The 24927-nt window shown below is 44.5% G+C and carries 20 protein-coding genes; 12 read left to right on the forward strand and 8 right to left on the reverse strand.

Annotated features, from left to right (window positions below):
• Window position 1 precedes the first annotated feature (1 nt).
• The 7 genes from BN3912_RS04480 (at window position 2) to BN3912_RS04510 (ending at window position 7482) form a co-directional block, all read left to right on the forward strand.
• Entirely contained in the window at window positions 2–1417 is a 1416-nt protein-coding gene (locus BN3912_RS04480) for an McrB family protein (RefSeq protein WP_023984707.1), read from the forward strand.
• The gene (locus BN3912_RS04485) at window positions 1414–2640 is read left to right on the forward strand and encodes a 5-methylcytosine restriction system specificity protein McrC (protein WP_023984706.1); all 1227 of its coding nucleotides are present in this window, start codon (window positions 1414–1416) and stop codon (window positions 2638–2640) included. The genes BN3912_RS04480 and BN3912_RS04485 overlap by 4 nt, the downstream gene beginning before the upstream one ends.
• Before the next feature lie 76 nt (window positions 2641–2716).
• Entirely contained in the window at window positions 2717–3100 is a 384-nt protein-coding gene (locus BN3912_RS04490; protein WP_023984705.1) for a VOC family protein, read from the forward strand.
• 53 nt (window positions 3101–3153) lie between these two features.
• Window positions 3154–3990, forward strand: a complete 837-nt coding sequence (locus tag BN3912_RS04495; RefSeq protein ID WP_023984704.1) for an SDR family oxidoreductase — start codon at window positions 3154–3156, stop codon at window positions 3988–3990.
• A 26-nt stretch (window positions 3991–4016) separates the two neighbouring features.
• Window positions 4017–4346, forward strand: coding sequence for a DMT family transporter (locus BN3912_RS04500; RefSeq protein WP_023984703.1), 330 nt, complete (start codon window positions 4017–4019; stop codon window positions 4344–4346).
• A gap of 48 nt (window positions 4347–4394) precedes the next feature.
• Window positions 4395–6173 carry a GmrSD restriction endonuclease domain-containing protein gene (locus BN3912_RS04505; protein WP_023984702.1) on the forward strand — a complete coding sequence of 593 codons (1779 nt, stop codon included), beginning with the start codon at window positions 4395–4397 and terminating at the stop codon, window positions 6171–6173.
• Window positions 6174–6432: 259 nt separating this feature from the next.
• The gene (locus tag BN3912_RS04510; protein ID WP_394332698.1) at window positions 6433–7482 is read left to right on the forward strand and encodes an alpha/beta hydrolase; all 1050 of its coding nucleotides are present in this window, start codon (window positions 6433–6435) and stop codon (window positions 7480–7482) included.
• Between the two features lie 533 nt (window positions 7483–8015).
• Here BN3912_RS04510 and BN3912_RS04515 read toward each other — a convergent pair.
• Window positions 8016–8426: a hypothetical protein gene (locus BN3912_RS04515; protein ID WP_023984700.1), complete on the reverse strand. Its 411-nt coding sequence runs from the start codon at window positions 8424–8426 to the stop codon at window positions 8016–8018.
• Window positions 8427–8642: 216 nt separating this feature from the next.
• On the opposite strand from BN3912_RS04515, the gene metF reads away from it, so the two are divergent.
• The 4 genes from metF to BN3912_RS04535 all read left to right on the forward strand — a co-directional run bounded on the left by metF (window position 8643) and on the right by BN3912_RS04535 (window position 12480).
• Window positions 8643–9599, forward strand: coding sequence for a methylenetetrahydrofolate reductase [NAD(P)H] (gene metF / locus BN3912_RS04520; RefSeq protein WP_023984699.1), 957 nt, complete (start codon window positions 8643–8645; stop codon window positions 9597–9599).
• Complete coding sequence (locus BN3912_RS04525) at window positions 9599–10726, forward strand: DNA polymerase III subunit (RefSeq protein WP_023984698.1); 1128 nt, start codon at window positions 9599–9601, stop codon at window positions 10724–10726. The genes metF and BN3912_RS04525 overlap by 1 nt, the downstream gene beginning before the upstream one ends.
• Before the next feature lie 63 nt (window positions 10727–10789).
• Window positions 10790–12019, forward strand: coding sequence for a PSP1 domain-containing protein (locus tag BN3912_RS04530; protein WP_081710379.1), 1230 nt, complete (start codon window positions 10790–10792; stop codon window positions 12017–12019).
• Entirely contained in the window at window positions 12016–12480 is a 465-nt protein-coding gene (locus tag BN3912_RS04535) for a gliding motility lipoprotein GldH (protein ID WP_023984696.1), read from the forward strand. The genes BN3912_RS04530 and BN3912_RS04535 overlap by 4 nt, the downstream gene beginning before the upstream one ends.
• Here the strand turns inward: BN3912_RS04535 and rodA are convergent.
• The 6 genes from rodA to BN3912_RS04565 form a co-directional block, all read right to left on the reverse strand.
• Complete coding sequence (rodA, locus tag BN3912_RS04540) at window positions 12466–13935, reverse strand: rod shape-determining protein RodA (RefSeq protein ID WP_023984695.1); 1470 nt, start codon at window positions 13933–13935, stop codon at window positions 12466–12468. The genes BN3912_RS04535 and rodA overlap by 15 nt on opposite strands.
• The gene (gene mrdA / locus BN3912_RS04545) at window positions 13916–15766 is read right to left on the reverse strand and encodes a penicillin-binding protein 2 (protein ID WP_023984694.1); all 1851 of its coding nucleotides are present in this window, start codon (window positions 15764–15766) and stop codon (window positions 13916–13918) included. Before mrdA ends, rodA begins: the two co-directional genes overlap by 20 nt.
• 15 nt (window positions 15767–15781) lie before the next feature.
• On the reverse strand, window positions 15782–16276 hold the full coding sequence (mreD, locus tag BN3912_RS04550; protein WP_023984693.1) for a rod shape-determining protein MreD: 495 nt from the start codon (window positions 16274–16276) through the stop codon (window positions 15782–15784).
• Between the two features lie 12 nt (window positions 16277–16288).
• Window positions 16289–17158 (reverse strand): rod shape-determining protein MreC, encoded by an 870-nt coding sequence (gene mreC / locus BN3912_RS04555; RefSeq protein ID WP_023984692.1) that lies wholly within the window; start codon window positions 17156–17158, stop codon window positions 16289–16291.
• Between the two features lie 7 nt (window positions 17159–17165).
• A complete protein-coding gene (locus BN3912_RS04560; RefSeq protein WP_004369625.1) occupies window positions 17166–18188 on the reverse strand; it encodes a rod shape-determining protein in 1023 nt (340 codons plus the stop codon).
• Window positions 18189–18333: 145 nt separating this feature from the next.
• Window positions 18334–18927, reverse strand: coding sequence for a hypothetical protein (locus BN3912_RS04565; protein WP_023984691.1), 594 nt, complete (start codon window positions 18925–18927; stop codon window positions 18334–18336).
• A gap of 313 nt (window positions 18928–19240) precedes the next feature.
• Between BN3912_RS04565 and BN3912_RS04570 the strand changes: the two genes are divergently transcribed.
• Window positions 19241–22465, forward strand: coding sequence for a C10 family peptidase (locus tag BN3912_RS04570; RefSeq protein ID WP_023984690.1), 3225 nt, complete (start codon window positions 19241–19243; stop codon window positions 22463–22465).
• Between the two features lie 430 nt (window positions 22466–22895).
• Here BN3912_RS04570 and BN3912_RS04575 read toward each other — a convergent pair whose 3' ends face one another.
• Window positions 22896–24917, reverse strand: a complete 2022-nt coding sequence (locus BN3912_RS04575; protein ID WP_023984689.1) for a RagB/SusD family nutrient uptake outer membrane protein — start codon at window positions 24915–24917, stop codon at window positions 22896–22898.
• Window positions 24918–24927 lie beyond the last annotated feature (10 nt).

The raw sequence follows: 24927 nt of genomic DNA on the forward strand, positions 1-24927 counted from the left end.
AATGATAAACAACAAGTTTGATAAATATTGGCATATCCAGATGCATAAGCCTTGGGGAAGAGAGGGAGGAAAAGAAATCGATCCTGTTGAAATGCTAAATGAGCCGGAGCCTGTTATTGGTGTAGGTGAATGGGATAATTACCAATGTAGAGACTTTAAGCAAATTGATAATGGTAACATTGTGCTTGTTAGGAAAGGAAATGATGTGATAGCTTTATGCCAAATCATTAGTGATAACTTTCACAATGAGGTATTAACCCAAAAGTATTTGCATCGGAATTTCAGAAAGGTCAAGATACTGGCATGGGCAAAAGATTATAAGCAGCCTCGTCCAAGTCCATTTTCTCAAGGGACATTCTCTTCGTGTAAGCATGGGACGAGACAATTTGATTATATTAATGGGTGGTTAGAACATATAGATAAAATGACTTTTGCAAACAAGTGTGCGCATTTATTGGAACGCAAGCGTAATATTATTCTTCAGGGTGCGCCCGGCACCGGTAAGACTTTCAACACGGCTGCCATAGCATTGAGCGTTTTAGGAGTTGAGGACGTGGACCTGACAGACCATAAGGCCGTGATGGAACGGTATGAGGCGCTGACGGGCAAGCGTATTTTCTTTACCACGTTCCATCAGTCGTTAGACTACGAAGACTTTGTTGAGGGACTGAAGCCTCAAGTTCAGAAGAATGATAAGGGAGAAAGTATCGGAGTTACCTACGAACCGGAAGACGGGATATTTAAGCGGGCCTGCAGGGCTGTGACAACGGATGAGAAGAAGGAATACGATATAAAGGGCGATAACCCCGTAGTGCTTATCATCGACGAGATAAACAGAGGGAATGTTTCCAAGGCATTCGGCGAATTGATAACGCTTTTAGAAGCTGACAAGCGGGAAGGGAACGAGCATCCCATACGAGTTACTTTGCCTTATTCCAAGGAACTGTTTGGTGTACCCAAGAACTTGTATATCATCGGAACCATGAACACCACCGACCGCAGCACGGGTACGATTGATTATGCACTGCGCCGGCGTTTTGCGTTCGTAACCTTGCAGGCGGATGCTTCTGTCGTAGAAAAGCATTACAGCGAGCCTTCGCGAGCGGGACTGAAAGAGAAAGCGCTTGGTTTGTTTGATGACATAAAGAAGTTTATTGAAAAACCCGAGCACCTATGCGGCGACTTGGGCATAGAAGATTTGATGATTGGGCACAGTTACTTTATGGCGGAGTCGGAAGAAGAGCTGAAAGATAAGGTAGCGTATGAGATTCTGCCGCTTATTGCCGAGTATATCAACGATGGAATATTGAATGTAAAGGCCGAAGAAAAGAATAGAGCGTTTGATGCTTGGCGTGACTTGTTACCCGTTAAGACTGCAGAAGAGGACAACGTTAAGAAACAGGAGGAAAAACTGTGATACAACTCCAAGAGCACGGACAATTTCCTGCTGAAAAGCAGGATGACAGGTACAGCGGCTTGAAACTTATTGAATGGTGCAAGCCCACGGATAAAGATCCATGGGGATATTATGCTTCATTCAAAATCGGAGCGGAATGGATTGACGAACAAGAGAGTCTGGTTGTGACGACAAAACGCAACATGGAGCATATCGACTTTGTGGGCATGTTTATGACTTGCTTCTCGTCGGACTTGGCATTGAAAGCGTTCTCCAACATCTACAGCATCGACATTGATAAACCCGCCATAGAAGCGCCCGCACTTCAAAGCGTAGCGAGTCCGCTCATTGTGCTGCATTTCCTTGGCGTTGTGAGCCGCATCAAAGAATTGAAGAAAGGTTATATCCGTCGGAGCGAGAACCTCAAGAAGGTAAAAGGGCGCATCAAAATCCTGAAGAATGAAAGAGCCAATATAGCAACGAAACGCTATGACCGTGTGTTCTGCGAGTATGACGAATATTCTGTCGACATACCTGAGAATAGATTGATAAAGAAAGCACTCTTGTTTTCGCAACGCATCCTTCAACGCCTGAATGCGCAATCCTCTGCTGCCGCAAAGTTGCTGATTTCGCAGACTCTTGCACGATTTAGCTACGTGAGTGACGATGTTGAAATCAGACAAGTGAAACAGATGCGCGCTCATAAGCTGTTCACGGATTATAACGAGGCGATTCGGCTGGCTAAGCTTATTCTGCGGATGTTCGACTATAACATCAGTAAAGTGGCCGACACGAGAGGGATAGTTGTTCCCTTTTGCCTCGACATGTCGCTGCTCTACGAGCATTATGTATATGGGTTACTCCACGAGGCTTATCGGGAGAAGATTACTTATCAGTTTGAAAGCAAGACAGGCGAGCCCGATTTCTTGTACAAATCGGATGAATACAGGGCTATCTTAGACACCAAGTATATTCCGAAGTATGAAAATGAACCCTTAGACAAGTATGTCGTTCGTCAACTAAGTGGGTATAGCCGCGACCTGCGCATCCTAAAGCACTTGGGATATGAAAGCATCAATGAAGAAATGTCTGCGCCGCCCGTGCCTTGCGTGATTATATATCCTAAAGAGGAAGAGAGCCGGAGGCGCAATCCGTTTCTCGGTAAACCGATAGAAGAATTATGCTCACCTGCGCGAGGGCTCTTGTTGTTTTACAAGATATGCGTGCCGCTACCCGTCTTATAGGACGAACTGAGACGGCTGTCTTTACATTAAACCCGCGGAGGCAAGACGCAGGCTGCTCCGCACAGAAGAAAAAGTTATGAGAATAGATCACATCGCAATGTACGTGAGAGACCTTGAAGGAGCGAGAGCATTCTTTGTAAAATACTTCGGGGCAAAATCTAATGAGGGATACCACAACCGGAAAACGGGGTTCCGCTCTTACTTTCTGTCTTTTGCCGACGGTGCACGCCTCGAACTGATGAACAAATCGCAGCTCGAAGACGAAGAGAGGAGCCGGAACCGAACGGGCTACAGTCATCTGGCTTTCAGCACTGGTGGCAAAGAGCAGGTAGACGCGCTGACGGAACAGTTAAGAACCGATGGCTTTACCGTCGTCGACGGCCCCCGGACAACGGGCGACGGATATTACGAAGCCTGCATCGAAGGCATTGAAGGAAACTTGATTGAAATTACGATTTAGGCAACAACAGAATTACAATACGATACAGCTATTTTAAAAGAAAGGAACAAGCAATGAAGAAAGAAGTTGTAGTATTATTTGGCGCAGGAAGCATCGGTCAGGCTATCGTGCGCCGTGTGGCAGCCGGGAAACACATTGTGCTGGCCGACTACAGTTTGGAAAACGCTCAACTAGCGGCAAAGACACTGGAGGATGCAGGCTTTGCGTGTACTGCCGTACGTGCCGACTTAGGCAGCAGGGAGGATATATCGGCCGTTGTAGCCGAATCCCTGAAATGGGGCGAGGTGAAGCATGTCGTCAATGCCGCAGGCGTATCACCCTCGCAGGCGCCGATCAGAGAAATTCTACGGGTGGACATGGTGGGCACGAGCATCCTGCTGGAGGAGTTCAGAAAGGTTATCGCCGAAGGTGGTTCGGGCATCACCATCTCATCGCAAAGCGGTCATCGACTGCCTGCACTGCCTCAGGAACAAAACGATGCGCTGGCCATGACCGAACCCGACAAACTTCTGGAGCTGGACTTCGTGAAGGCTATCGACAACACGCTGAAGGCCTACCAGTACAGCAAGCGTTGCAACATGCTGCGTGTGGCTCGCGAAGCCGACCGCTGGGGCAAACGCGGGGCCACCGTCAACTCCATCTCGCCTGGCATCATCATCACGTCGCTGGCCAACGACGAGTTGCATGGTCCGCGCGCCAAGGGCTATCTGGACATGATAGCAGCCAGTCCGGCAGGGCGAGCCGGCACTCCTGACGAGGTAGGCGACTTGGCGGAGTTTCTCATGTCGAGCCGTGGGCAATTCATCAGCGGAACCGACATCCTCATCGACGGCGGCACCACGGCCAGCTATTGGTATGGCGACTTGCAATATCTCAAAGCCACGCATTAAGTAATAAAACGATAAAAGATAAAACAATGCACTATTTATTTCTGGCACTTGCCATCATTCTCGAAGTAGTCGGTTCAACATTCATGAAACTCTCCGACGGCTTCTCTCGACTGTTGCCCACCGCAGTAACCATCATCGCGTATATCACCTGCTTCTACTTTTTGTCTCTTGCCCTTAAAGGCATTCACTTGGGTGTGGCATACGCTATCTGGGCTGCACTGGGCCTCGTGCTAACCAACATTGTGGCGATTATCCTCTTCAAGCAGCCATTCGACTGGGCGGCAGGTCTCGGCATCACGCTCATCATTACCGGCGTCGTCATTCTCAATGCATTCTCTAAGGCTTCGGCACATTGATACGAGCCTTTTTCTTCCGAAAGAATATAATGATAAATACAAGAAATAATGGCTAAAGAATTGTTTACTCCTATCAATAGGAGAATTGGTGACTTATTGACTGATGTGCAAATGGGACGCATCGGATTGCCAGATTTGCAACGTCCGTTCGTGTGGAAAGATAATAAGGTTCGCGAATTGCTTGATTCAATGCTAAAAGGCTTTCCTATCGGATTCGTCATGTTATGGGAATCGCCGGCGGAATTTGAGAATAAAAGGCACATAGGCAGTAATGATAAGGCATTCTCTGCACCGAGAGACTTGATAATAGACGGGCAGCAACGCCTGACGGCATTGTTGGCTGCCATCAAAGGCGTAAAGATTAAAGATGTAAACTATAAGGAACGTAACATAAGGATTTCTTATCACCCTCTGAAACGCGAGTTCGCCGTATGGTCACAAGCTTACGAACGTTCTCCTGAATGGATAAGTATCATTAGTGATGTATTTACAGCCAAAGATAATAACACGATAACCAAAGTTCGAAGAGCCTATATAAAGCAACTCAATGAACGACGTATAAGAGATGGGCTGACGGAACTAACAGATGATGAGGAAATACAGATAGAAGACAGTATTAACAACTTGCTCAATCTCGCGGATTATACGCTGCCTACCTTGGAAATCAAAGCGACGGCGAGCGAAGAAGATGTTGCCGACATCTTTGTGAGAGTGAATTCGGGCGGACAAAAATTAACGGAAAAGAATTTTATCGAGACGCTTCTTTCCGTGTATGACAATGAGCTGTACAAGCAAATCAATGACTTCTGCAGAGACTCGCGCATCGCAAAGGAAAAGACCTCATACAATCATATCATAGAAGTAGATCCTGTCCATATCATTCGTGCCACAGTCGGCTTGGCGTTCAGGCGTGCCCGTCTAAGATACGCCTACATGCTTCTACGCGGCAAAGACCTGAAAACGGGCAAATCTTCTGAAGAAACGCAAATAAAGAATCTTAATGAATTCCGAGATTCGCTCCCGCTTGTTATGAATCTCAATCTGTGGCATGCTTTTATGAACATCGTGGCCGATGCAGGATATTTAAAGAGTACGCTAATTTCATCGGACAATGCAATTATTTTCTCCTATATGCTTTATCTTATAGGTAAGCTGGAGTATAAGGTGGAAAGTGTACGCCTTAACAAGCTCATGAGCAAATGGGTGTTTATGGCAACAATCCGCGGCTATTATACGGATTCTCCGGAATCGACCGTAGAACGTCAGTTTGCTGATCTTCGTTCGGTAATGACGGCAAACGATTTCGTTAGTTTTCTTGAGAACGAAATCAGTAATAATTTCACTGACGACTATTTCAAATACAACCTTATTAATGATTTGGAAACCTCTTCCGTAACCTCTCCTATCTGGTATGGATATGTGGCGTCGCTAAACGTGTTGAATTATCCAATGCTGTTCAGCACCACTCCCACCTCCAAGTATTTCATTACCGGAGCAAACGGGCCCAAAGCATCGATAGACATTCATCACATCTTTCCCAAACACTATCTGGCCACCATCGGTATAGAAGACGACCGCGACAGGAATCAGATAGCTAATTACACGTATCTGGATTATTCTACCAATATCGATATTTCCGACAATCCTCCGGCAATCTATGTCGGTTCTTATCGTACCCGCTTGGGAGAGGAAAGCTATAAAACGGCTTGTGAACAGAACGCCCTGCCCGAAAACTTTGAAACATTGGCTTACAAGGATTTCCTTGCCAAGCGCAGAAAGCTAATGGCACAGATGATACGTAAGGCTTATGATAAGTTGTCTGAATGAGCCCGCTGCATCGTGGAGAAGGGCAAGCTGGACGCCCTACCGCAAGATGTTTGTGAGGGGAAGAGAAAGTCATAAGAACGAATAAAGAAAACACATAAATGATAAACAACAAGTTTGGTTACCTATACCCAAAAAGAGATGCAAGAGATAAACAGCGAACTCGACCGCATTGTTTTGCAAGGCAATCGCTATTCGGCCGAGACGCAAAAGAATATAAACAGATAAAATAAAGAACAGAACAATGAAAGCAAAGCAAGCAATGATTTCAGCCTCGCTCCTCCTTTCGTTAGGAACGATGGCACAAAAGCCGCTCTCAATAGAGCGGCAAGGAAACTTCTCCGTGGGCGGAACTACCCTGCAACACGGGGGAAAGTACGATAACTCCAAGTTCGTTGGCTGGGCAACGCAAGTAGAGACGGGACAGAGTAGCCGTGTAGACCATGCGTTTGTAGACTATCAGATACCCGTAGGACACAGGCAGTTGCCGTTAGTGTTTGTCCACGGCTACGGCGGTTCAGGCGTTTGCTGGGAGATGACTCCCGACGGACGAGAGGGCTTTGCCACACTGATGCTCCGTCACGGCTATAGCACTTACGTGATGGACTTGCCGGGCCGTGGCAGAGCAGGCCGCACTTCGGCTACTACAGAAGTAAAACCCGTAGCCGATGAGATGTTTTGGTTCGACATCTGGCGCATCGGAATATGGCCCAATTACAATAAAGGTGTGCAGTTCAAGACCGACTCAGCTTATCTTAGTCAGTTCTTCCGCGAGATGACACCCGACCTAAGCGACCACACGCAAGACGTTCCCGCCATATCGGCTTTGGCCGATAAGATTGGCGACAACATACTCGTTACCCACTCGGCAGGCGGCGTTACGGGTTGGTTTGCCGCCATGCAGAACAAACATATAAAGGCTGTGGCGGCCTATGAGCCCGGCGCATACGTTTTTCCCGAGGGCGAAGTACCCGCCAAGATAGACGGTCTGACGGGCGGTTGCGAGGGTATTTCCGTGCCTATGGAGCAATTCATGCAGCTTACCAAGATACCCATCGTGATGTATTTCGGCGATTACATTCCCGAAACGCCCAGCAAAAACCTCGGTGACGAGAACTGGCGCGTGCGCCTGCAAATGGGGCGTAAGTTCATTGAGTGCATTAATCGTCACGGCGGAAACGCAACACTCGTGGAACTTCCCAAGATAGGCATTCGCGGCAATACCCACTTCTTGATGCAAGATCTCAACAACAACGTTTTAGCCAATCTCTTCGCCGAGTGGTTGCATAAGAACCGGTTGGACGTGAAATAACGCTTCCCCAAAATAAAAAAATTACTATCATTATACTCGCAGAGTAGAGGTCTTTTTGTCGTATAGACAAGAGAAGAAGATTTCAGACAGTCTTATTATTCGAGAAAAATACTCTGGATTGGATACTTCAACAAATAAATATGGTTCTCTAAAAATCTTTTTTAGAGAACCTATAATAAAGTTGTCAATACACTTAAGATATTCACAACAAATTAAGCAAACAGTTTAAATTCATCGAACTTATACTGACTTCTATCCTAATTTTACAGCAGGGTACGACATTAGACTATAAAATACGTCGAATAGGATGTTTATCTAATGCCATTGGACATACGATATAACACGAATAGATTATTCGTATATTCCTGCATTTCGCAGTTATCGGGGAATCATGCTCTCCCATCTACCGATATCATCCTCTAAATCTGAATTTGAATAAGGGAAGACATATAAGAAATTTCTATACTGCCTCCTCGTGCGAAACAATATATTTTCTTTGCACCTACCACCCATTCGCATTATCCGTCCATATCCTACTCGGCTTTTATTTTTTCCCTCCGTTCCATTTCATCACCATCTTCAGGATTCTGTTCCATACCTTCTTGTTCTATTTCTTCCATTACCTGCAGCTTACAGACACCATAGAAGCGATGTTTACACACCTGCTCAAACACCCCGTCGCAGTTGGCCATGATAATGTAAGTCCACGAAGTTCGTCCCCAATCATCCGTTTCTAAGAAACGCTCATACTTGTTTCGCATAACATGTTCAGAGCGGACATAATAGCAAAATACGCAAGCCTTCTCGTCAAGATTAAATTTATCGGGGTTCTTTCCATCCTCGTCTTGCAGTATCTGATAAACAAATAAGCCGAAAGCGTTATAGTAAGAGCAGTTGCGTCCCGATGTATTGTTCTCGAAAGTGCTGATGAGTAGCGGCAACACAACTAATTTCCCCTTATTGTTGCACCAGACGATATGCTGAAAAAATGAGCATCAGATCAGCTTTCCGAAAAATAAATAATCCGCCAAGCTGTATGCTCCGACCGCAATAGTCGACAAATGATAAATACCTTCCCATATTAAATAATGTGGGAATGAAAATAATATTCTGCAAAAAATTAGTAACTTTGCAAACGTATGCATCTATTTGCAAGATAAATGAAGATTATCGACATTATTAACAAAAATACAGACAAAAGGCGGTTTTCTTTCGAAGTACTCCCCCCGATCAAGGGCAATGGAACGGGTAGCTTGTTTTCTACCATCGATAAGTTGAAAGAGTATGATCCGCTTTTCATCAATATAACGACGCATCACAGCGAATTTGTTTATAAAGAACTGCCCAACGGACAGTTCGAACGGCAGCGCATACGTCGTCGGCCGGGCACGGTTGCCATCGCTTCTGCCATACAGACCAAGTACAACATACCCATGATACCGCACGTGATATGCAGCGGTGTCACCACGGAAGAGATAGAATACGAACTGCTCGACCTGCAATTTTTGAATATAGAGAACGTGCTACTCTTGCGTGGAGACAAGGCCAAAGAAGACAACCACTTCGTTCCGACGCATGGAGGGCATGCACATACCACCGACTTGATTAAGCAAGTGAACCGTTTCAACGAGGGTTTCTTCATGGACGGTACGCCGATGAAGCACCCGGGAATGCCCTTCAATTACGGGGTGGCATGCTATCCGGAGAAACACGAAGAGGCACCGAATATCGAAATGGATATGGAATACCTAAAAAAGAAGCAGGATTTAGGAGCGCAATATGCCGTAACCCAGTTGTTTTATGATAATAAGAAATATTTCGATTTCGTAGAGAAAGCACGCACAATGGGTATTACTATTCCCATTATTCCGGGCATTAAACCGTTTGCCAAGTTATCTCAACTCTCGATAGTGCCCGAAACTTTCCATTGCGACCTGCCGCAGGAGCTTGCCAACGAGGTGGTAAAATGCAAGACAGACGAAGACGCAAAGACGCTCGGCATAGAATGGAGCACCCATCAATGCAAGGAACTCTATGCCAAGGGCGTGGGAATTATTCATTTCTATACTGTATCTGCCACAGATGCAGTTAAGGAAATAGTAAGCAAGATTATGTAATGAAATTCAACGAAGTAATAGGTCAAGAAGAAGCGAAGCAGCGTTTATTGCAGATAGTGCACGAACATCGTGTGCCCCATGCCATGATGTTCTGCGGTCCTGACGGCTGCGGAAAGTTGCCCCTTGCACTGGCTTTCGCCTCATTTCTGTTGGGAGAACGCGAAGACGACAGCTCCATAGGTAATGCAGAGGCCATGCTTCGCAGATGGGAACACCCCGACTTGCACTTCTCTTACCCCGTGATACGTCCCGCAGGAACTTCTGCCGACCATAAAATGGTGAGCGACGACTTTGCTCACGAGTGGCATGCACTGCTTGCCGAAGGCCCTTACATTACGATAGACCAATGGCTTGATGCGATGAAAGCCGCCAATCAGCAGGCACAGATATACGCAGCCGAAAGCGATGAACTGACACGTAAGCTGAGCTTGAAATCGAGTCAGGGCGGATATAAGGTTAGTTTGATGTGGCTACCCGAACGAATGAACGCCGAATGTGCCAACAAACTGCTGAAACTATTAGAGGAACCGCCGCTGCAAACTGTATTCATTATGGTATGCGAAGAGCCCGAGAAGCTGTTAGATACCATCAGGAGTCGCGTGCAACGTATCGACATGAAGCGCATCGGCAACGAAGATATCGAGCGCGCACTCATAGAACGACGAGGCATAGAGCAGGAAGCTGCCCACAGAATAGCACGCGTGGCCAACGGCAGCTGGCTAAAAGCACTCGAAACACTCGATACGGGTAACGAGAACAGAATGTTCTTGGATATGTTTATCATGCTCATGCGACTGTCGTACATGCGCAATATAAAAGATTTGAAAAAATGGAGCGAGACCGTTGCAACATACGGACGCGAGAAACAAAAGCGCATGCTCGACTATTTCGGCAGGATGATTCGCGAGAATTTCGCCTATAACTTCAAGACTCCGGAGCTGAACTATATGACGCAAGAGGAGGAAAACTTCTCAAGAAACTTTGCCCGATTTATCAACGAGAGCAATGTTATAGACATTGCGGAAGAACTGCAGAAATGCAAAAGAGACATCACGCAGAACGGAAATGCCAAGATCGTATTCTTCGATTTGGCACTGAAAATGATCGTTCTGCTTATCAGAAAATAATACCGAGTAGCTGGTGCCCCGCAAATAAACGGACAGCACTGCACCGACAACATATATACAACTATGGATTATAAAGACATGAAATTTAAGATATTCCGAGGTTGCGACCGAGGATTATGCCACTGCGCATGCGGACGCCAGAATATGCAGCTGAACACATACGACTGGCTTGCCGATGTTCCGGGCAATACACTGGCGACAGACCTTGTAGAAGTTCAATTCAAAAACACCCGTAAGGGGTACTATCATAACGTAAACGGACTGGACCTGAAGAAAGGAGATGTCGTTGCTGTAGAGGCCAGTCCCGGGCACGACATCGGCGTGGTAACACTGACGGGAACGCTGGTAAAACTTCAAATCAAGAAAGCCAATCTGAAGTCTCCCGACGAAATCAAACGCATATACCGCATTGCCAAGCAAGTGGATATGGACAAATACAAGGAAGCCAAAAGCCGTGAATATGCCACAATGATACAGAGCAGGCAGATTGCAAAAGACCTCGGACTGAAGATGAAGATAGGAGACGTGGAGTATCAAGGCGATGGCAACAAGGCCATATTCTACTACATCGCGGACGAACGCGTAGACTTCAGGCAGCTGATCAAAGTGCTTGCCGAGACTTTCCATGTAAGAATAGAGATGAAGCAGATTGGTGCACGGCAGGAAGCAGGGCGCATCGGCGGCACAGGCCCGTGCGGACGAGAGTTATGTTGCGCCACTTGGATGAAGAATTTCGTAAGCGTGAGCACCAATGCTGCCCGCATTCAAGACCTTTCAATGAACCCGCAAAAGCTGGCAGGCATGTGTGCAAAGCTAAAATGCTGCCTTAACTACGAGATCGACGACTATGTGGAAGCAAGCCGCAAGCTGCCGAGTAAGGAAATACAACTACAGACTAAAGACGCCGACTACTACTTCTTCAAGGCCGACATCTTATCGGGCACGGTTACATATTCCACAGACAAGAACCTCGCAGCCAATCTCGAAACCATCTCTGTGGCACGTGCACGCGAAATCATTGAACTGAACAAAACCGGCGAAAAGCCCCTCTCGCTGCTTGCAGACGGCGAGAAGAAAGCACCGTCTAAACCTATAGACTTACTTGCCGGTGCAGATATCAGTCGTTTTGATAAAAACAAGAAGCGGAAAAACAATGTCAAATCGCAGGAACATCAGGAACATCAATCTCGTAAAAATAATAATAATCGCCGACGAAATAACGTAAATCGTACCTCTAAACAGCAGCCGCAAAGTGGCCAAACACCTGTTGGAAATACCGGAAAGCAACCATGAAAAGAGTCGATTTCACGATATTGACATTAATAATTCTCACAATTCTTTCGGCTTGCAATGAGAAAATAGTGTATGATAAATACAATCATACCCCTATTGCTGGATGGGAAAAAAACGACACATTGTCGTTCGACATATCACACATAGCGAAGGCAGGCAAATATCATTCCGGTTTAGGATTACGTATTAACGGTGCCTATCCGTTCATGCGCCTATCGTTAATTGTAGAACAAACCGTGTATCCCGATAAAAGAGTAAAGATAGATACCATCAACTGCAGGCTGATAGACGAGAATGGTATTGCCAAAGGACAAGGTGTAAATTACTATCAATACAACTTCCCTGTATCCGAACTCTATTTAAAGCAAGGCGACTCCATACACGTAAATATCCGCCACGATATGCAACGCGAAATACTACCCGGAATAAGTGATATCGGTTTTATGCTAACTGCGTACTAAATTGCGCCCTGCATCTATCCTCAAAAAGATGAAAAGCAACAGTGTAAAGCCCCAGAGAGAGGAGCCTCCGTAACTGAAGAATGGCAGTGGAATACCGATAACAGGGGTAAGTCCGAGCACCATTCCTACATTAATGAACACATGGAATAAGAAAATGCTGAGCACGCAGTATCCATATATGCGCCCGAACTTGAACGGCTGCCGCTCGGCCAAGTGTATTAATCTTAATATCAATGCAAGGAATAGCAACAATACTCCGGCCGAACCAACAAAACCTTCTTCCTCTCCTACCGTACAGAAAATAAAGTCTGTATCTTGTTCCGGTACGAACTTGAGCTTGGTCTGTGTACCATTGAGAAAGCCCTTTCCCTGCAGTCCGCCCGATCCGATGGCAATCTCACTTTGATGCACATTATATCCGGCACCGCTAAGGTCTTCGTCTAAGCCCAATAGAACATTGATACGAACACGTTGATGAGGCTCCATAACATCGTTAAGCACATAATCTGCCGAATAGAAAAATAGCAGGGAGCCTACCGCAAACATAGCAATATAGAAATAATTGATAAGTCGGGTACGCAAACCTTGGTAAAGTAAATAGACTAACAAAGCTATGCAGAGAAAGATTTGTACGTAAACAATATCGAAATGTATAACAAATTGCGAAAACAGAAAAGCAATGCATGTAATTCCGATACAATAAATAAGCATCTTAACTGTCTGTTTTTTATTTTTACAATATGTATATACCATTCCTGCCGTAAAGACCTGTACCAACAACATGACGATAAATTTTCCGACAGAAGTAGGCGTCTGCCCCAACATTACATCCTCATATTTGATACCGGCTACGAAATAAATAATCATGGCCACACCAGTAAATAGAATGCTTCCGGGCATTCCTTCACGATAAAACATTAAGAAAAACGACAGATATACAAGTGCCGATCCTGTTTCTTTTTGCGCCACGATGAACAACATAGGCAGAATGACAATACCGATGGCTGTAGCAAAATGTTTCCACTGGTGTATATCGAACCTATAAGTACTCATAAATTTGGAAATAGCCAAGGCAGTTGCAAACTTTGCAAATTCTGCCGGTTGCAGACGCAACGGACCGAGAACAAGCCAAGAACGTGAACCTTTGATCTCGTGAGGATTGAAAATAGTGGCGAAAAGCAAAAGTAAAAACAAGATATAGATAACATAAGCGAAGATATCATAGAACCTATCGTCGAGCATCAACAATACAAAACCCAAGCAAATCGACGTTCCTATCCATACTATCTGCATACCCGATCGCGTACTTAAACTGAAGATATCGGTATCTCCATACGTATAACTGGCACCACAGACACTGATCCATCCGAAGACGAGCAGTGCAAGATAGATGCCTACCGTCCACCAATCGAGCGAACGTAACACGCTATTATGTCTATCTGTTCCTCGGCCCATAAGCAATTCTTCTTCTTTGGAAGTCTCCCGCACGCCTCTCACTCTCGGGCGACAACTTACCTTTAATATATTGTTCCATCATCAACGAGCCGATCGGAACGCCATAATCGGCACCGAACCCACCATTCTCAACATATACAGCAACAGCTATTTTAGGCTTATCCATTGGTGCAAATCCCATAAAAACAGAGTGATCTTGCCCACGGTTTTGCGCCGTACCAGTCTTTCCGCATACAAGATAATCCGATCTATTGGCCGCCCTGCAAGTTCCTTTGATAACAGAAGAGCGCATGCCTGCCACAACATAATCGTATGCACGGCGGCTGGCCTTAGTATAATGACGGCGGGTAAAGAGCGTATCGAGCGGTTCTCCTTTCACTTTACGCACCACATGAGGAACATAGAAGTATCCCCTATTGGCAATAGTTGCACCCAAATTAGCGATTTGAAGCGGTGTAAGGTTTACTTCTCCCTGTCCGATAGCTATACTGATTACAGTAAGTCCGTTCCATGAACCTTTATATGCTTGGTCGTAGAAAGATGCATTAGGTATCAGACCTCGCTTTTCTCCCGGCAAATCAATACCGAGTTTATACCCGAATCCCATACTTACCATGTAGTCGCGCCATAGGTTCATGGCATCTTGCACATGGGGATATTTACGACGATTGCCCATCATATAGTACAATCCCCAACAAAAATAAGCATTGCACGATGTACTTATCGCATCCACCAAAGCCAAAGGCGAGGCATGACCATGGCATCCTACATGCAGTCCTTTATAATAAAAACCACGGTGACAAGTAAACATGGTATGAGGAGTAATAATGCCTTCGGTCATATAAGTAAGCGCCTGAGAGGTTTTAAAGGTAGAACCGGGAGGATATTGTCCCATAATACTTCGGTTCAATAAGGGCTTCCACACATTACGCGACAAAGCAATATGATTTTTCCCACGGTTGCGCCCTACCATTACACGTGGGTTGTAAGTAGGCGACGACACCATACAAAGCACTTCACCGGTAGAAGGTTCTATAGCTACGATACTGCCAATCTTGCCTTGCATGAGCCTCTCTCCAAGCGCCTGCAGCCGTAAATCGATGCTAAGTGTAAGGTCTTTTCCGGGTACGGGCTTACGATCGAACTTGCCATTCTGATAACTACCCTGAATACGCCCATGGGCATCACGAAGTAAAACCTGCACACCTTTCTCTCCACGCAGTTGTTTTTCGTAAAAACGTTCTACTCCCATCTTGCCTATATAGTCGCCGGGCTGATAATATTCATCGTCTTCAATATCGCTTGGCGACACTTCCGCCACATCACCAAGTACATGTGCCGCAAATGGATATTGATACTGACGAATACTTCGCTTCTGTACATAAAATCCGGGGAAGCGAAACATCTTTTCTCGAAACACACTGAACTCTTTATCCGACAGCTGGCTCATAAACATTTGCTGTGTAAATCGCGAATATCCGGGGTTCTTGTTACGATCCTTGATATCATTCATGCGCTGGACAAAGAATTGTTTTGTAATACCGAGAGCGGTACAAAACTCGGTGGTATCGAGCCTTCCACTCTCCTCACTCATCACAACCATTATATCATAAGCAGGCTGATTGTACACCATCAACCGACCGTGCCGGTCAGTCATAATACCACGCGATGGAAATTCGATCTTTTTCAGAAAAGCATTACTGTCGGCATTTTTCTTGTAATCATCACTCAGAAGTTGGAGCGTGAACAGGCGGACGATGTAGACGATAACAATTGCCAACGCCACACCACCTATCACAAAGCGACGATTTCCAAGATCAAAATCTTTCATTTAATACAAAGCTAACTAACCCTTACGCAAGTTTTCTATAACCAAGATTATGGCTACAGTAATCGCCGTGCTACCGCCTACGCCCTCAAGCCATTGTATCCAATTGAAAAAATTGAATGTTTCGAATGTAAGGAACACCGTACAATAGAGTAATACAACGATAATTGTGTAATATGTAAAGTTGGCCACACCCAACGTATTCATTGAAGGTTGCAGGTCGTCAGGACTATCGCGTTGCACAAAAAGCATCAATATATATGGTTGAAGCAGTCCGAGTAGAGTCAACGAAGCTGCTGCCACCCCCGGGGTATTGGAAAAGATATCTATACAAAGTCCAATAGTAAATCCCCATACAAGAATTCCCCATCGTGGATAGTTTCTGCGAAAAAGAAGCATGATATATACATACAACATCGGCGTAGCACAGTGGAAGAGATGTATCCTATTGAGAACCAGCACTTGAGTCAATAAGAGAAGGATAAAAAACAATAGCTTTCGAAACTGTTCCATAATCGTAACTTCCTAATTTTCTATCGCCTTAATCGAATCTTGAGCAGCACGCAACAGATCAATACGCTCCTGCATTTCCGTATTATCTATAACACAAACATCACGCAATCGCCCGAAATTCGTTGATAGTTCGATATTCAAACGATAAGACAAACCGTCGGCAGAATTATACACATGCATAATCTTTCCTACCAAAATACCCGGAGGAAATACAGACGAATAGCCACTGGTTACGATTTGATCGTAGAGTTTAAAGTGCGCATGACGCGGAATATCATCGACAAAAGCCCTTTCAGAACTTCCGCCTGTCCAGTGTAAGTAGCCGAAATAGCCACGATCTTTAATCGTGCAGCTAATATTCGACTGAGAATTAAGTACCGGTATAACTACAGAATAATGAGCCGACACGAGATAAACGATACCCACAACACCCGTACCGCATGCAACTCCCATGTCTTTCTTTACCCCATCGGCCGCTCCTTTATCTATTGTGATCAGATTGTCCTTATCTCTAAGTGTATTACTTATAACCTTTGCATCAATTAGACGATACCCCTGAAAGGCTTTTACATCAGTCCTATCCGTACGAAATTCGGCGGAGTCTTTCGTTATGGCGAGCAACTTCTCCGACAACATGTTGACCTGACGCTCCAAATACAAATTACGTTGGGTTAATTCCTGATTAACCGAGGAAAGCGAGAAGAGCGCCTCTATCTGCGAATCCCACTCATAAACCTTCCCTGCAACTACATTAGCCGACGAAAACCACACACTGCCTTGATAGCTATTGTATCGAAACAACAGCACAAGACTGGCTACCTCAAGTACGATAAATACGAACCAATGATTATACTTTGCAAGAAATGCTAAAAGATTTCGCATGGCATACCTAACGCATCAAGAAAGAGAAACGGTCTACATTCTTCAATGCGATGCCGGCACCTTTTGCTACACTATGCAATGGATCTTCTGCAATATGGAACGGAATGTTTATCTTGTCGGTAAGTCGCCTATCAAGTCCGCGAAGCAAAGCACCGCCACCACTCAGATATATACCGTTCTTTACGATATCAGCATAAAGTTCCGGAGGTGTATTCTCTAATGCACTCAACACCGCATTCTCTATTTTAGCTACGGTTTTATCAAGACAATGGGCAATTTCCTGATAACAAACAGGAACTTCCATAGGCAATGCAGTGATGCGGTTCGGCCCATGCACGATATAATCTTCGGGGGCCTCTTCTCCTAAATCGGTCAATGCAGAGCCCACATGTATCTTGATCCGTTCAGCCATACGTTCACTTACCTTCACATTATGCTGGCGACTCATGTATTCCTGAATATCTGCTGTAAGGTCGTCACCGGCAATACGAATGGAATTGTTGCTCACAATACCACCCAAAGAAATCACTGCAATCTCGGTACTGCCACCGCCTATGTCAACAATCATATTGCCTTCAGGCGCTTCAACGTCTATACCGATACCGATAGCTGCTGCCATAGGCTCAAATATAAGGTATACATCGCGACCTTCGGCATGCTCTGCAGAATCACGAACAGCACGTAGTTCCACCTCAGTACTACCCGATGGCACCCCGATTACCATACGAAGAGAGGAAGGAAATAGCCGGCTTCCGCTGTGAACCATCTTAATTAGTCCGCGCATCATTTGCTCGCAAGCAGTAAAGTCAGCAATAACACCATCACGTAACGGCCGAATGGTACGAATATTGTCATGAGTCTTCTCATACATCATCTTAGCTTTCTCGCCTACAGCAATCATTTTATCCGTACGACGGTCAAGTGCAACCACCGATGGCTCGTCTACTACGATTTTATCATCGCTGATAATAATTGTATTCGCCGTACCGAGATCCATTGCAATTTCCTGAATGAAAGAAAAAAATCCCATCTTTTAAATTTTATTTGTTTAATTGTTAGTTGGGAATAAAAAATGCTGATTACTCTTACAGAAACACACGCTTCTATCAAGAAATATTCACATTAACGCAAATAAATAACCATAATTCATTATTCCACAATCATTATTTCATAATTTATTTAGTAAACCAAGCATGAATGGCCGTATCGTAATGGCTGCTTATACCAAAAGCCCTGCCGGCAAAAAGTTTACGTTCTTCAAGCGTGGTTTGTGCTCCGTTCTTACTCAGAATATCAAACAGCATGCCGTATTCAGCCCTACTGGGCACAATAACTACATCTTTGAAATTCTTAGCTCCTGCACGTATCAACGATATTCCTCCGATATCTATTTTCTCTATAATATCGGCATCTGGAGCTCCACTTTCTACCGTTTGCTCGAAAGGATAAAGATCTACTATCACAAGGTCTATGGCTGGAATGTCATATTGCTCCATCTGCTTACGGTCGACTTCATTATCACGACGTGCAAGAATTCCCCCGAATATCTTCGGATGCAATGTTTTAACACGACCACCAAGGATGGAAGGATAAGAAGTAACACTTTCTACTGTCTGACATTCATAGCCCAGAGACTCAACAAACTGTTGTGTTCCCCCCGTAGAAAGAAATTTTACCCCTTCATCATGTAACTTAGCAAGCAACCTTTCCAGCCCGTCTTTGTGAAAGACCGATATCAGTGCTGTCTTTATTTTCTTTATTTCAGCCATAAATGCGCACTTTATAATTTCAGTTTGCAAAGTTACTAAAAACACTTGAATAAGGCACTTGATAAGCTAAAAAAATGCTCTATTTGAAACAATTTATAACACACCCTTAACGATTATTCCCAAACACCGCATATATTTCCATAGAATACCACCCATATTTATATTTCTTAAAGCATTTACATATTATTTTTATCGACATCAAATAGGTATTATATTCATATAATCTTTTGTATAATAGAAAAATAATTCGTACTTTTGCGATATATTTATTTTTAATAAAATCTAATTACAATTTCTAACCAATACATCTTAAATGAAAACAAAATTACTCATTGCGGTATTGGTTCTTTGTCAGTTTACTGCATTTGCAAAACCGATTACAAAGGAACAAGCCAAACAAAAAGCAAAAACTTTCCTCACCTCAACTACAGCTAATGGCATGAGAAAAGGCAAGGCAAAAGGAACATCTTCACAGTTAACTGCCGTTATGGAAGATCCCAATTTCTATGTTTTTAATGTCGGAGCCGATAATGGCTACGTGGTTGTTTCGGGAAGTGACCGTACACAAGCCATATTGGGCTACACTGATGCGGGGGCAATCGATGCCGGAAACATTCCTGATCCGATGAAAGAATGGTTCAAAGAACTATCTACAGCCGTAGCAATGATGGAAAGCGGACAAACTGCAGGTATGAAAAAGGTTTCACGAGCCAAAGCATCATCAACCAGATCGATAACGAAGAACGTTATTCCTATACTTGTGCAATGCCGGTGGAACCAAGGAGAGCCCTATAATCTCGACTGTCCTGAGTATAAAAGCAAGAACGGTAATAAAGGTAGATGCGCCACCGGATGCGTAGCAACAGCCATGGCACAGATTCTCGGCTATTGGAGAACCCCTGTAACAACTGTTCCCCGAATCCCTTCCTACAAATATCTTTATGAAGATTCTCTTTATACACTCGACGCTCTTCCACCGGTAACATTCGATTGGGAGCATATTACAGATATCTATGATGACAATTCCTCTGCAGAAAGCAAGAAGGCCATCAGCCAATTGATGCGCTATGTTGGGCAATCCGTACATATGAGTTACGGCCCTTCTTCGGGAGCAGGCATAGGACATATCGCCACAGCATTCATCAAATATTTCGGTTTCGATCCTAATCTGCATTATGAGTCGCACAGCAGCTATTCCTACCAAGAGTGGGAAGACCTAATTTATTCAGAACTTGCAGCGGGGCGTCCATTAGCGATGAATGCCAATACTTCCGAAGGAGGAGGCGGACATGAATTCGTTTTAGATGGCTACGACGGCAACGGCTACTACCATATAAATTGGGGATGGGGAGGCCTCGACGATGGCTATTTCTTGCTTACAGTCATGTCACCCGGGCAACAAGGAATCGGTGGCAGCTCGAGTGCCGACGGATACTCCATGGGACAAGGAATCGTTGTAGGTATTAAACCGGCTGAAAGCGGTGCCGTAGCAGACGAGGAGGTGCCACGTATCAGTATCTTCGACCTGCGATTGGATAATACAACATATACGCGAAAGTCTGCAAAAAGCTACTTTACACCAAAAATAACCTATGCCGCCGGCACAAGTATGCGAGAGAGCTATATCTTCGATACAACATTCACATTATACGACACCAAGGGAAATATCGTGAAAGAAAACATCGGAATGGAATCCGGTTTCAACCTTTCACCGGGCACATATTGGCCCACCCGATCCATTACGACTTTGTTCGGGCCGGGCCTCCCCGACGGTACATATTACATAAAAGGGCGTAGTCGTAAACACGGAACGGATGATTGGGTGGAAGATAAATACTTCAACACCAACTACATCATTGCCGAAATCAAGAACGAAACTGAACTTACACTTACTATTTTCCCAATATTCAATCTAAAGGTAAACTCTTTAGACCTGATAGGCAATAGCAGCGTGGGCACAGAACAGAAAGTTAAGGTGAATATCACCAACAACGCCAGCGAATACTACAACGAGATGTACCTGATAGAAGACAATAAATGGATATCGGGAAACTGTGTAAACCTGCCTGCAGGCAAGACCACAGAGGTGTTCTTTAAATACACGCCCAAAACAGCCGGCCAACATACGCTCGCACTTTCAAGGTCAAAACAAAAGGAAGATATCTTCTATACTACCACAAAAACCATTACCAAAGCTACTAAAGGTAACCTCGCCATTGTGATGACACCGCTCTCGTATGTGGAAAGTTCCACAAATCCGAGTACTATCTATGGCAACCAAATGAACATGCAGGTAAGGGTATTCAATAAAGATAGCATTCCTTACATCGGAAATATTAAGGTTGCGCCATGGGAACTTGCCGGAAGTTATTACTGGATCAGAGGAGAGTTAACCCAAGCCATTAATCTTGAGGCCGGTAGAGATACCACCCTTGTGTTCGAAATCAAGAACTTAAACATCGGAAGTACCTATAAATTCCACACTAACAGCGACAACAGCGGTTCTGCAAATTGCGGCGACTTCTGTGTAAGAGCAGGTATTCAGTATTGGACAAGCGACGGTATAAAGCATGGAGCTAAGAACCAATCGGGCTTCTCTGTAACAAAAGATATGGTAGCTGTCGATATTCCGGGCAAAAGCACACCGGTTACGATATCCATTGGCGACGAATACAACAAAAATCTCATTGTATATTATGAAGAAAATGCAAACGTCAGCAAACGCGTATTAACGATTATGAAAAAGAAGGTCAATAATATAGTCTTCGGAAACGAAGCCGAAAAAATTGTGATCGACGATACATACGATCTTTGTGTCCCCAAATCGTTTACGGCAAAACAGATATCTTATGCCCATAAAGTGGGAAATATAGACACTAACCATGGTTGGAGCACCATCGTCCTGCCATTTGCGCCACAGACAATAGAGGCCGGTGGTAAAGCTATAGACTGGTTCCGCAACGCCACAGACACAGGAAAAGAACTCGTATTGAAAGAATTCAGTTCGGCCGAAGATAATCACGTATATTTCAATTTTGCCGATAAACTGAATGCAAACCGTCCATATATGGTTGCTTATGCGGGTACTCAAAACGGCAAGATGTTCAACCACAGCGGACAGACAATTACTTTCAGCGCAACAGACGCAATGGTCGTGGCCGCAGAACGGATATCTACTTACAGCACTGATTATAAATATATGGGGACGATAACCGCCGACACACTGGATAATGCATATACGCTCGATACCGATGGGCGGCAGTTTACGGCTGTAAGCAAGGCCACCATCGCTCCTTTCCATGCATACTTCGTAGCTAACAATCAGGATGCAGCCACTGCAAAAGCGCTGATTATCGGCGACGAAACAACAGCTACGGGCATTACCGACATCAAGACCGGCAGACAAGACAAAGAGATGAATCTGTATAACGCAAACGGCATAAAAGTTACCGTAGCAACAGAATACAACATTACCACTGTTCTGAAATCGCTGCCCAAAGGTATTTATATATTCAACGGTAAGAAATACGCCAAATAAAAACTTGCAATATTTTTCACAAACAATTCTTCGTGGAGTCTCGCATCGTTGCGAGACTCCCTTTTTCATATCTGTTTTTACACCGCAAAAATGGTAACAAAGCAAATCTCAATAACGATTAACTAATCTTTCTTTCCCCATATATACTTGTTACTCCATACCTCTAAAAGCTATAGGTAATATTTCTAATACCATTATGTCATCCATCCGTTTCACCTATTCATAACTATCGGACAAAAGACGGTTGCCATCATATACTTTTAGTTATAAGGCACAGCACAAAAACATGAGGAAATAATAGGAGAAAACCATTAAGGATAAAACATAAAAAACTGCCGATTGCATGTGCAAGACATACAAATCGGCAGATAAATACGAATGCCCGCTGCCTATCGGGCAGCTTTTACATTACTCACGATTTCCTCAAACGTTATTCAACCGTCCAACCGGTATTCTGAACAAGATTGCGGTCGCGGTTTATATCCATTTGTGGTATCGGGAAGAACGACATACGTTTGGTATAGATACGGTGCTGTACTTTCAGACGTTTATAGAAATTCAACTGATTACTTTGCTCCGTTGAACTTCCTACGTTGTTCACATTAAAACCGAGCATGTCGCCACCTTCTCCGCCTTGATGATACGAAGGATATATCCAACCATCGCCCTGCTCCATGTCAGCAACACCCCAACGACGCACATCGAAGTAATGTTTGCTTTCGAAAGCAAGCTCAATCAACCGCTCACGATAGATTACCTTACGAATGAAATCTTTATCGTAAGACTCCAATTCCACACGGCTCTTCCCACGCACATCAAGTGCCGTTTGGTCTTCGGCATTAAGGCCTTTATACTCAGGTATGCCTGCACGGCTGCGTATCAAGTTCACATAATGCAAAGCTGTGGCCACATCGCCGAGCTCATTGCAAGCTTCAGCATAGTTCAGATAAACTTCCGACAGACGTAGCTTTACACTGTAAGGCACACTCTGACGCGATCCTTGATCAACATAGAGTTTGCGCGCTATTACTCCAAAGACAGGATGATCGTGCCCGTTCTTCGCCGGACCAGAATTACCATTAAGCGACATATCCGTATAATAGGTCTTTGAAGCATCGAAATCCCAACGTCGGTTTTGGAAAGTGAACGCAACATAAAACCTCGGTTCGCGGTTGTAGAACTGCTTCATTACCCTATTATCGCTCGAAGGCGTAAAGTATGTATAGCCCGAGAACTGATCCTTGTAAGATAAAGTGCTGAGCATAGTGCGCACGCTGCTCGCTGTCGGGTTATCCACATCGTAAGTAAAATAATCGCTATCATCATCTATACGAAGACCATTTTTCGTAAAGAAGAGGTCTATCGTTTGCAAAGGCACCGAAAGAGCACCCGCTCCAGATTGCGCATTTGTAACACCGCTATGCTTCGGACACATTTCATAATAAATACGGTTATTGGGTACCGTACGGAAGAATATCTGTTCTTCATTATCCGGTCTTCCGAGACAAGAATAAAAACAAGAGTTATAAGGATCGGAAAGTTTAACATCTGTCACGCGTTTTCCCGTTACATCGCGATAAACCAACTGGAACTTACCGCTGTCGATTATCTTCTTTGCAGCGTCGCGGGCATCCTCCCATTTCTTCATATCCTCACCCTGAGGGAATAACAATGTGCCATCGGTATTTTTCAAATCCTTGTAATAAGGATCTCCATTGAACAACATACTTGCCCGGAACATATAAACCTCGGCAAGAATTCCTTCGGCCGCCTCTTGCGTAAGGTTGCCTGCAAATTGGTCATCGAACGCGCCTGCCTCATTGAACTGAGATATAAGATTGCCACCGTTGATAGCTGTTTTCAGTTCCGATGTAATGTAATTAAAACACGAATCTACCGTACAGCGCGAAAGCATCATATCACCTAAAGGATCGTCGATGGTGTACACACGGTCTCCAACAATAGGTACCGGCCCGAAAAGCCTCATAAGATTAAAATAAAAATAAGCGCGCAACGCTCTTACTTCTGCCTTTGTCCATGCCTTTTCCTTATCGCTCATCGGCGTGCAACGGTCTATCTCGGCCAAATATATATTTGCCTTTTGGATAGCACGATAATAGGCTGTCCACTGTTGGCGCACATATCCGGTCGAAGGATAGAGCGTACCCAAGATGATATTGTTGGACTGGCACTGCGACCAAGGCAAGTATCCTTCGTTGCAAGCTACCGTCCACACGCCCTCCGTAGAGTTTTGCGCATAGTTATCCATATTCGTATTGTCAGGAATATAAGAATATATATTGGTCAACCATTGTAAGGACAATCCGCGATTGGTAAATACGTCGTTAATATCGATCACATCGCTCGGCACCGTATCGAAATAGTCTTCACACGATGTAAAAGCAATAGCCGTAAAAGCTAAAAATAATATACTAAAAATATTTCTTTTCATAATTTACATG

Origin of the sequence: Prevotella phocaeensis, from assembly GCF_900065875.1 — a bacterium.
Classification (GTDB): Bacteria; Bacteroidota; Bacteroidia; order Bacteroidales; family Bacteroidaceae; genus Prevotella; species Prevotella phocaeensis.

Excerpts from the sequence above, each read along its gene's own strand:
- BN3912_RS04480 (WP_023984707.1), top strand. The coding sequence starts at position 2 with ATGATAAACAACAAGTTTGATAAATATTGGCATATCCAGATGCATAAG.
- BN3912_RS04490 (WP_023984705.1), top strand. The coding sequence starts at position 2,717 with ATGAGAATAGATCACATCGCAATGTACGTGAGAGACCTTGAAGGAGCG.
- BN3912_RS04495 (WP_023984704.1), top strand. The coding sequence starts at position 3,154 with ATGAAGAAAGAAGTTGTAGTATTATTTGGCGCAGGAAGCATCGGTCAG.
- BN3912_RS04500 (WP_023984703.1), top strand. The coding sequence starts at position 4,017 with ATGCACTATTTATTTCTGGCACTTGCCATCATTCTCGAAGTAGTCGGT.
- BN3912_RS04505 (WP_023984702.1), top strand. The coding sequence starts at position 4,395 with ATGGCTAAAGAATTGTTTACTCCTATCAATAGGAGAATTGGTGACTTA.
- BN3912_RS04510 (WP_394332698.1), top strand. The coding sequence starts at position 6,433 with ATGATTTCAGCCTCGCTCCTCCTTTCGTTAGGAACGATGGCACAAAAG.
- metF (WP_023984699.1), top strand. The coding sequence starts at position 8,643 with ATGAAGATTATCGACATTATTAACAAAAATACAGACAAAAGGCGGTTT.
- BN3912_RS04525 (WP_023984698.1), top strand. The coding sequence starts at position 9,599 with ATGAAATTCAACGAAGTAATAGGTCAAGAAGAAGCGAAGCAGCGTTTA.
- BN3912_RS04530 (WP_081710379.1), top strand. The coding sequence starts at position 10,790 with ATGGATTATAAAGACATGAAATTTAAGATATTCCGAGGTTGCGACCGA.
- BN3912_RS04535 (WP_023984696.1), top strand. The coding sequence starts at position 12,016 with ATGAAAAGAGTCGATTTCACGATATTGACATTAATAATTCTCACAATT.
- rodA (WP_023984695.1), bottom strand. The coding sequence starts at position 13,935 with ATGGGCCGAGGAACAGATAGACATAATAGCGTGTTACGTTCGCTCGAT.
- mrdA (WP_023984694.1), bottom strand. The coding sequence starts at position 15,766 with ATGAAAGATTTTGATCTTGGAAATCGTCGCTTTGTGATAGGTGGTGTG.
- mreD (WP_023984693.1), bottom strand. The coding sequence starts at position 16,276 with ATGGAACAGTTTCGAAAGCTATTGTTTTTTATCCTTCTCTTATTGACT.
- mreC (WP_023984692.1), bottom strand. The coding sequence starts at position 17,158 with ATGCGAAATCTTTTAGCATTTCTTGCAAAGTATAATCATTGGTTCGTA.
- BN3912_RS04560 (WP_004369625.1), bottom strand. The coding sequence starts at position 18,188 with ATGGGATTTTTTTCTTTCATTCAGGAAATTGCAATGGATCTCGGTACG.
- BN3912_RS04565 (WP_023984691.1), bottom strand. The coding sequence starts at position 18,927 with ATGGCTGAAATAAAGAAAATAAAGACAGCACTGATATCGGTCTTTCAC.
- BN3912_RS04570 (WP_023984690.1), top strand. The coding sequence starts at position 19,241 with ATGAAAACAAAATTACTCATTGCGGTATTGGTTCTTTGTCAGTTTACT.
- BN3912_RS04575 (WP_023984689.1), bottom strand. The coding sequence starts at position 24,917 with ATGAAAAGAAATATTTTTAGTATATTATTTTTAGCTTTTACGGCTATT.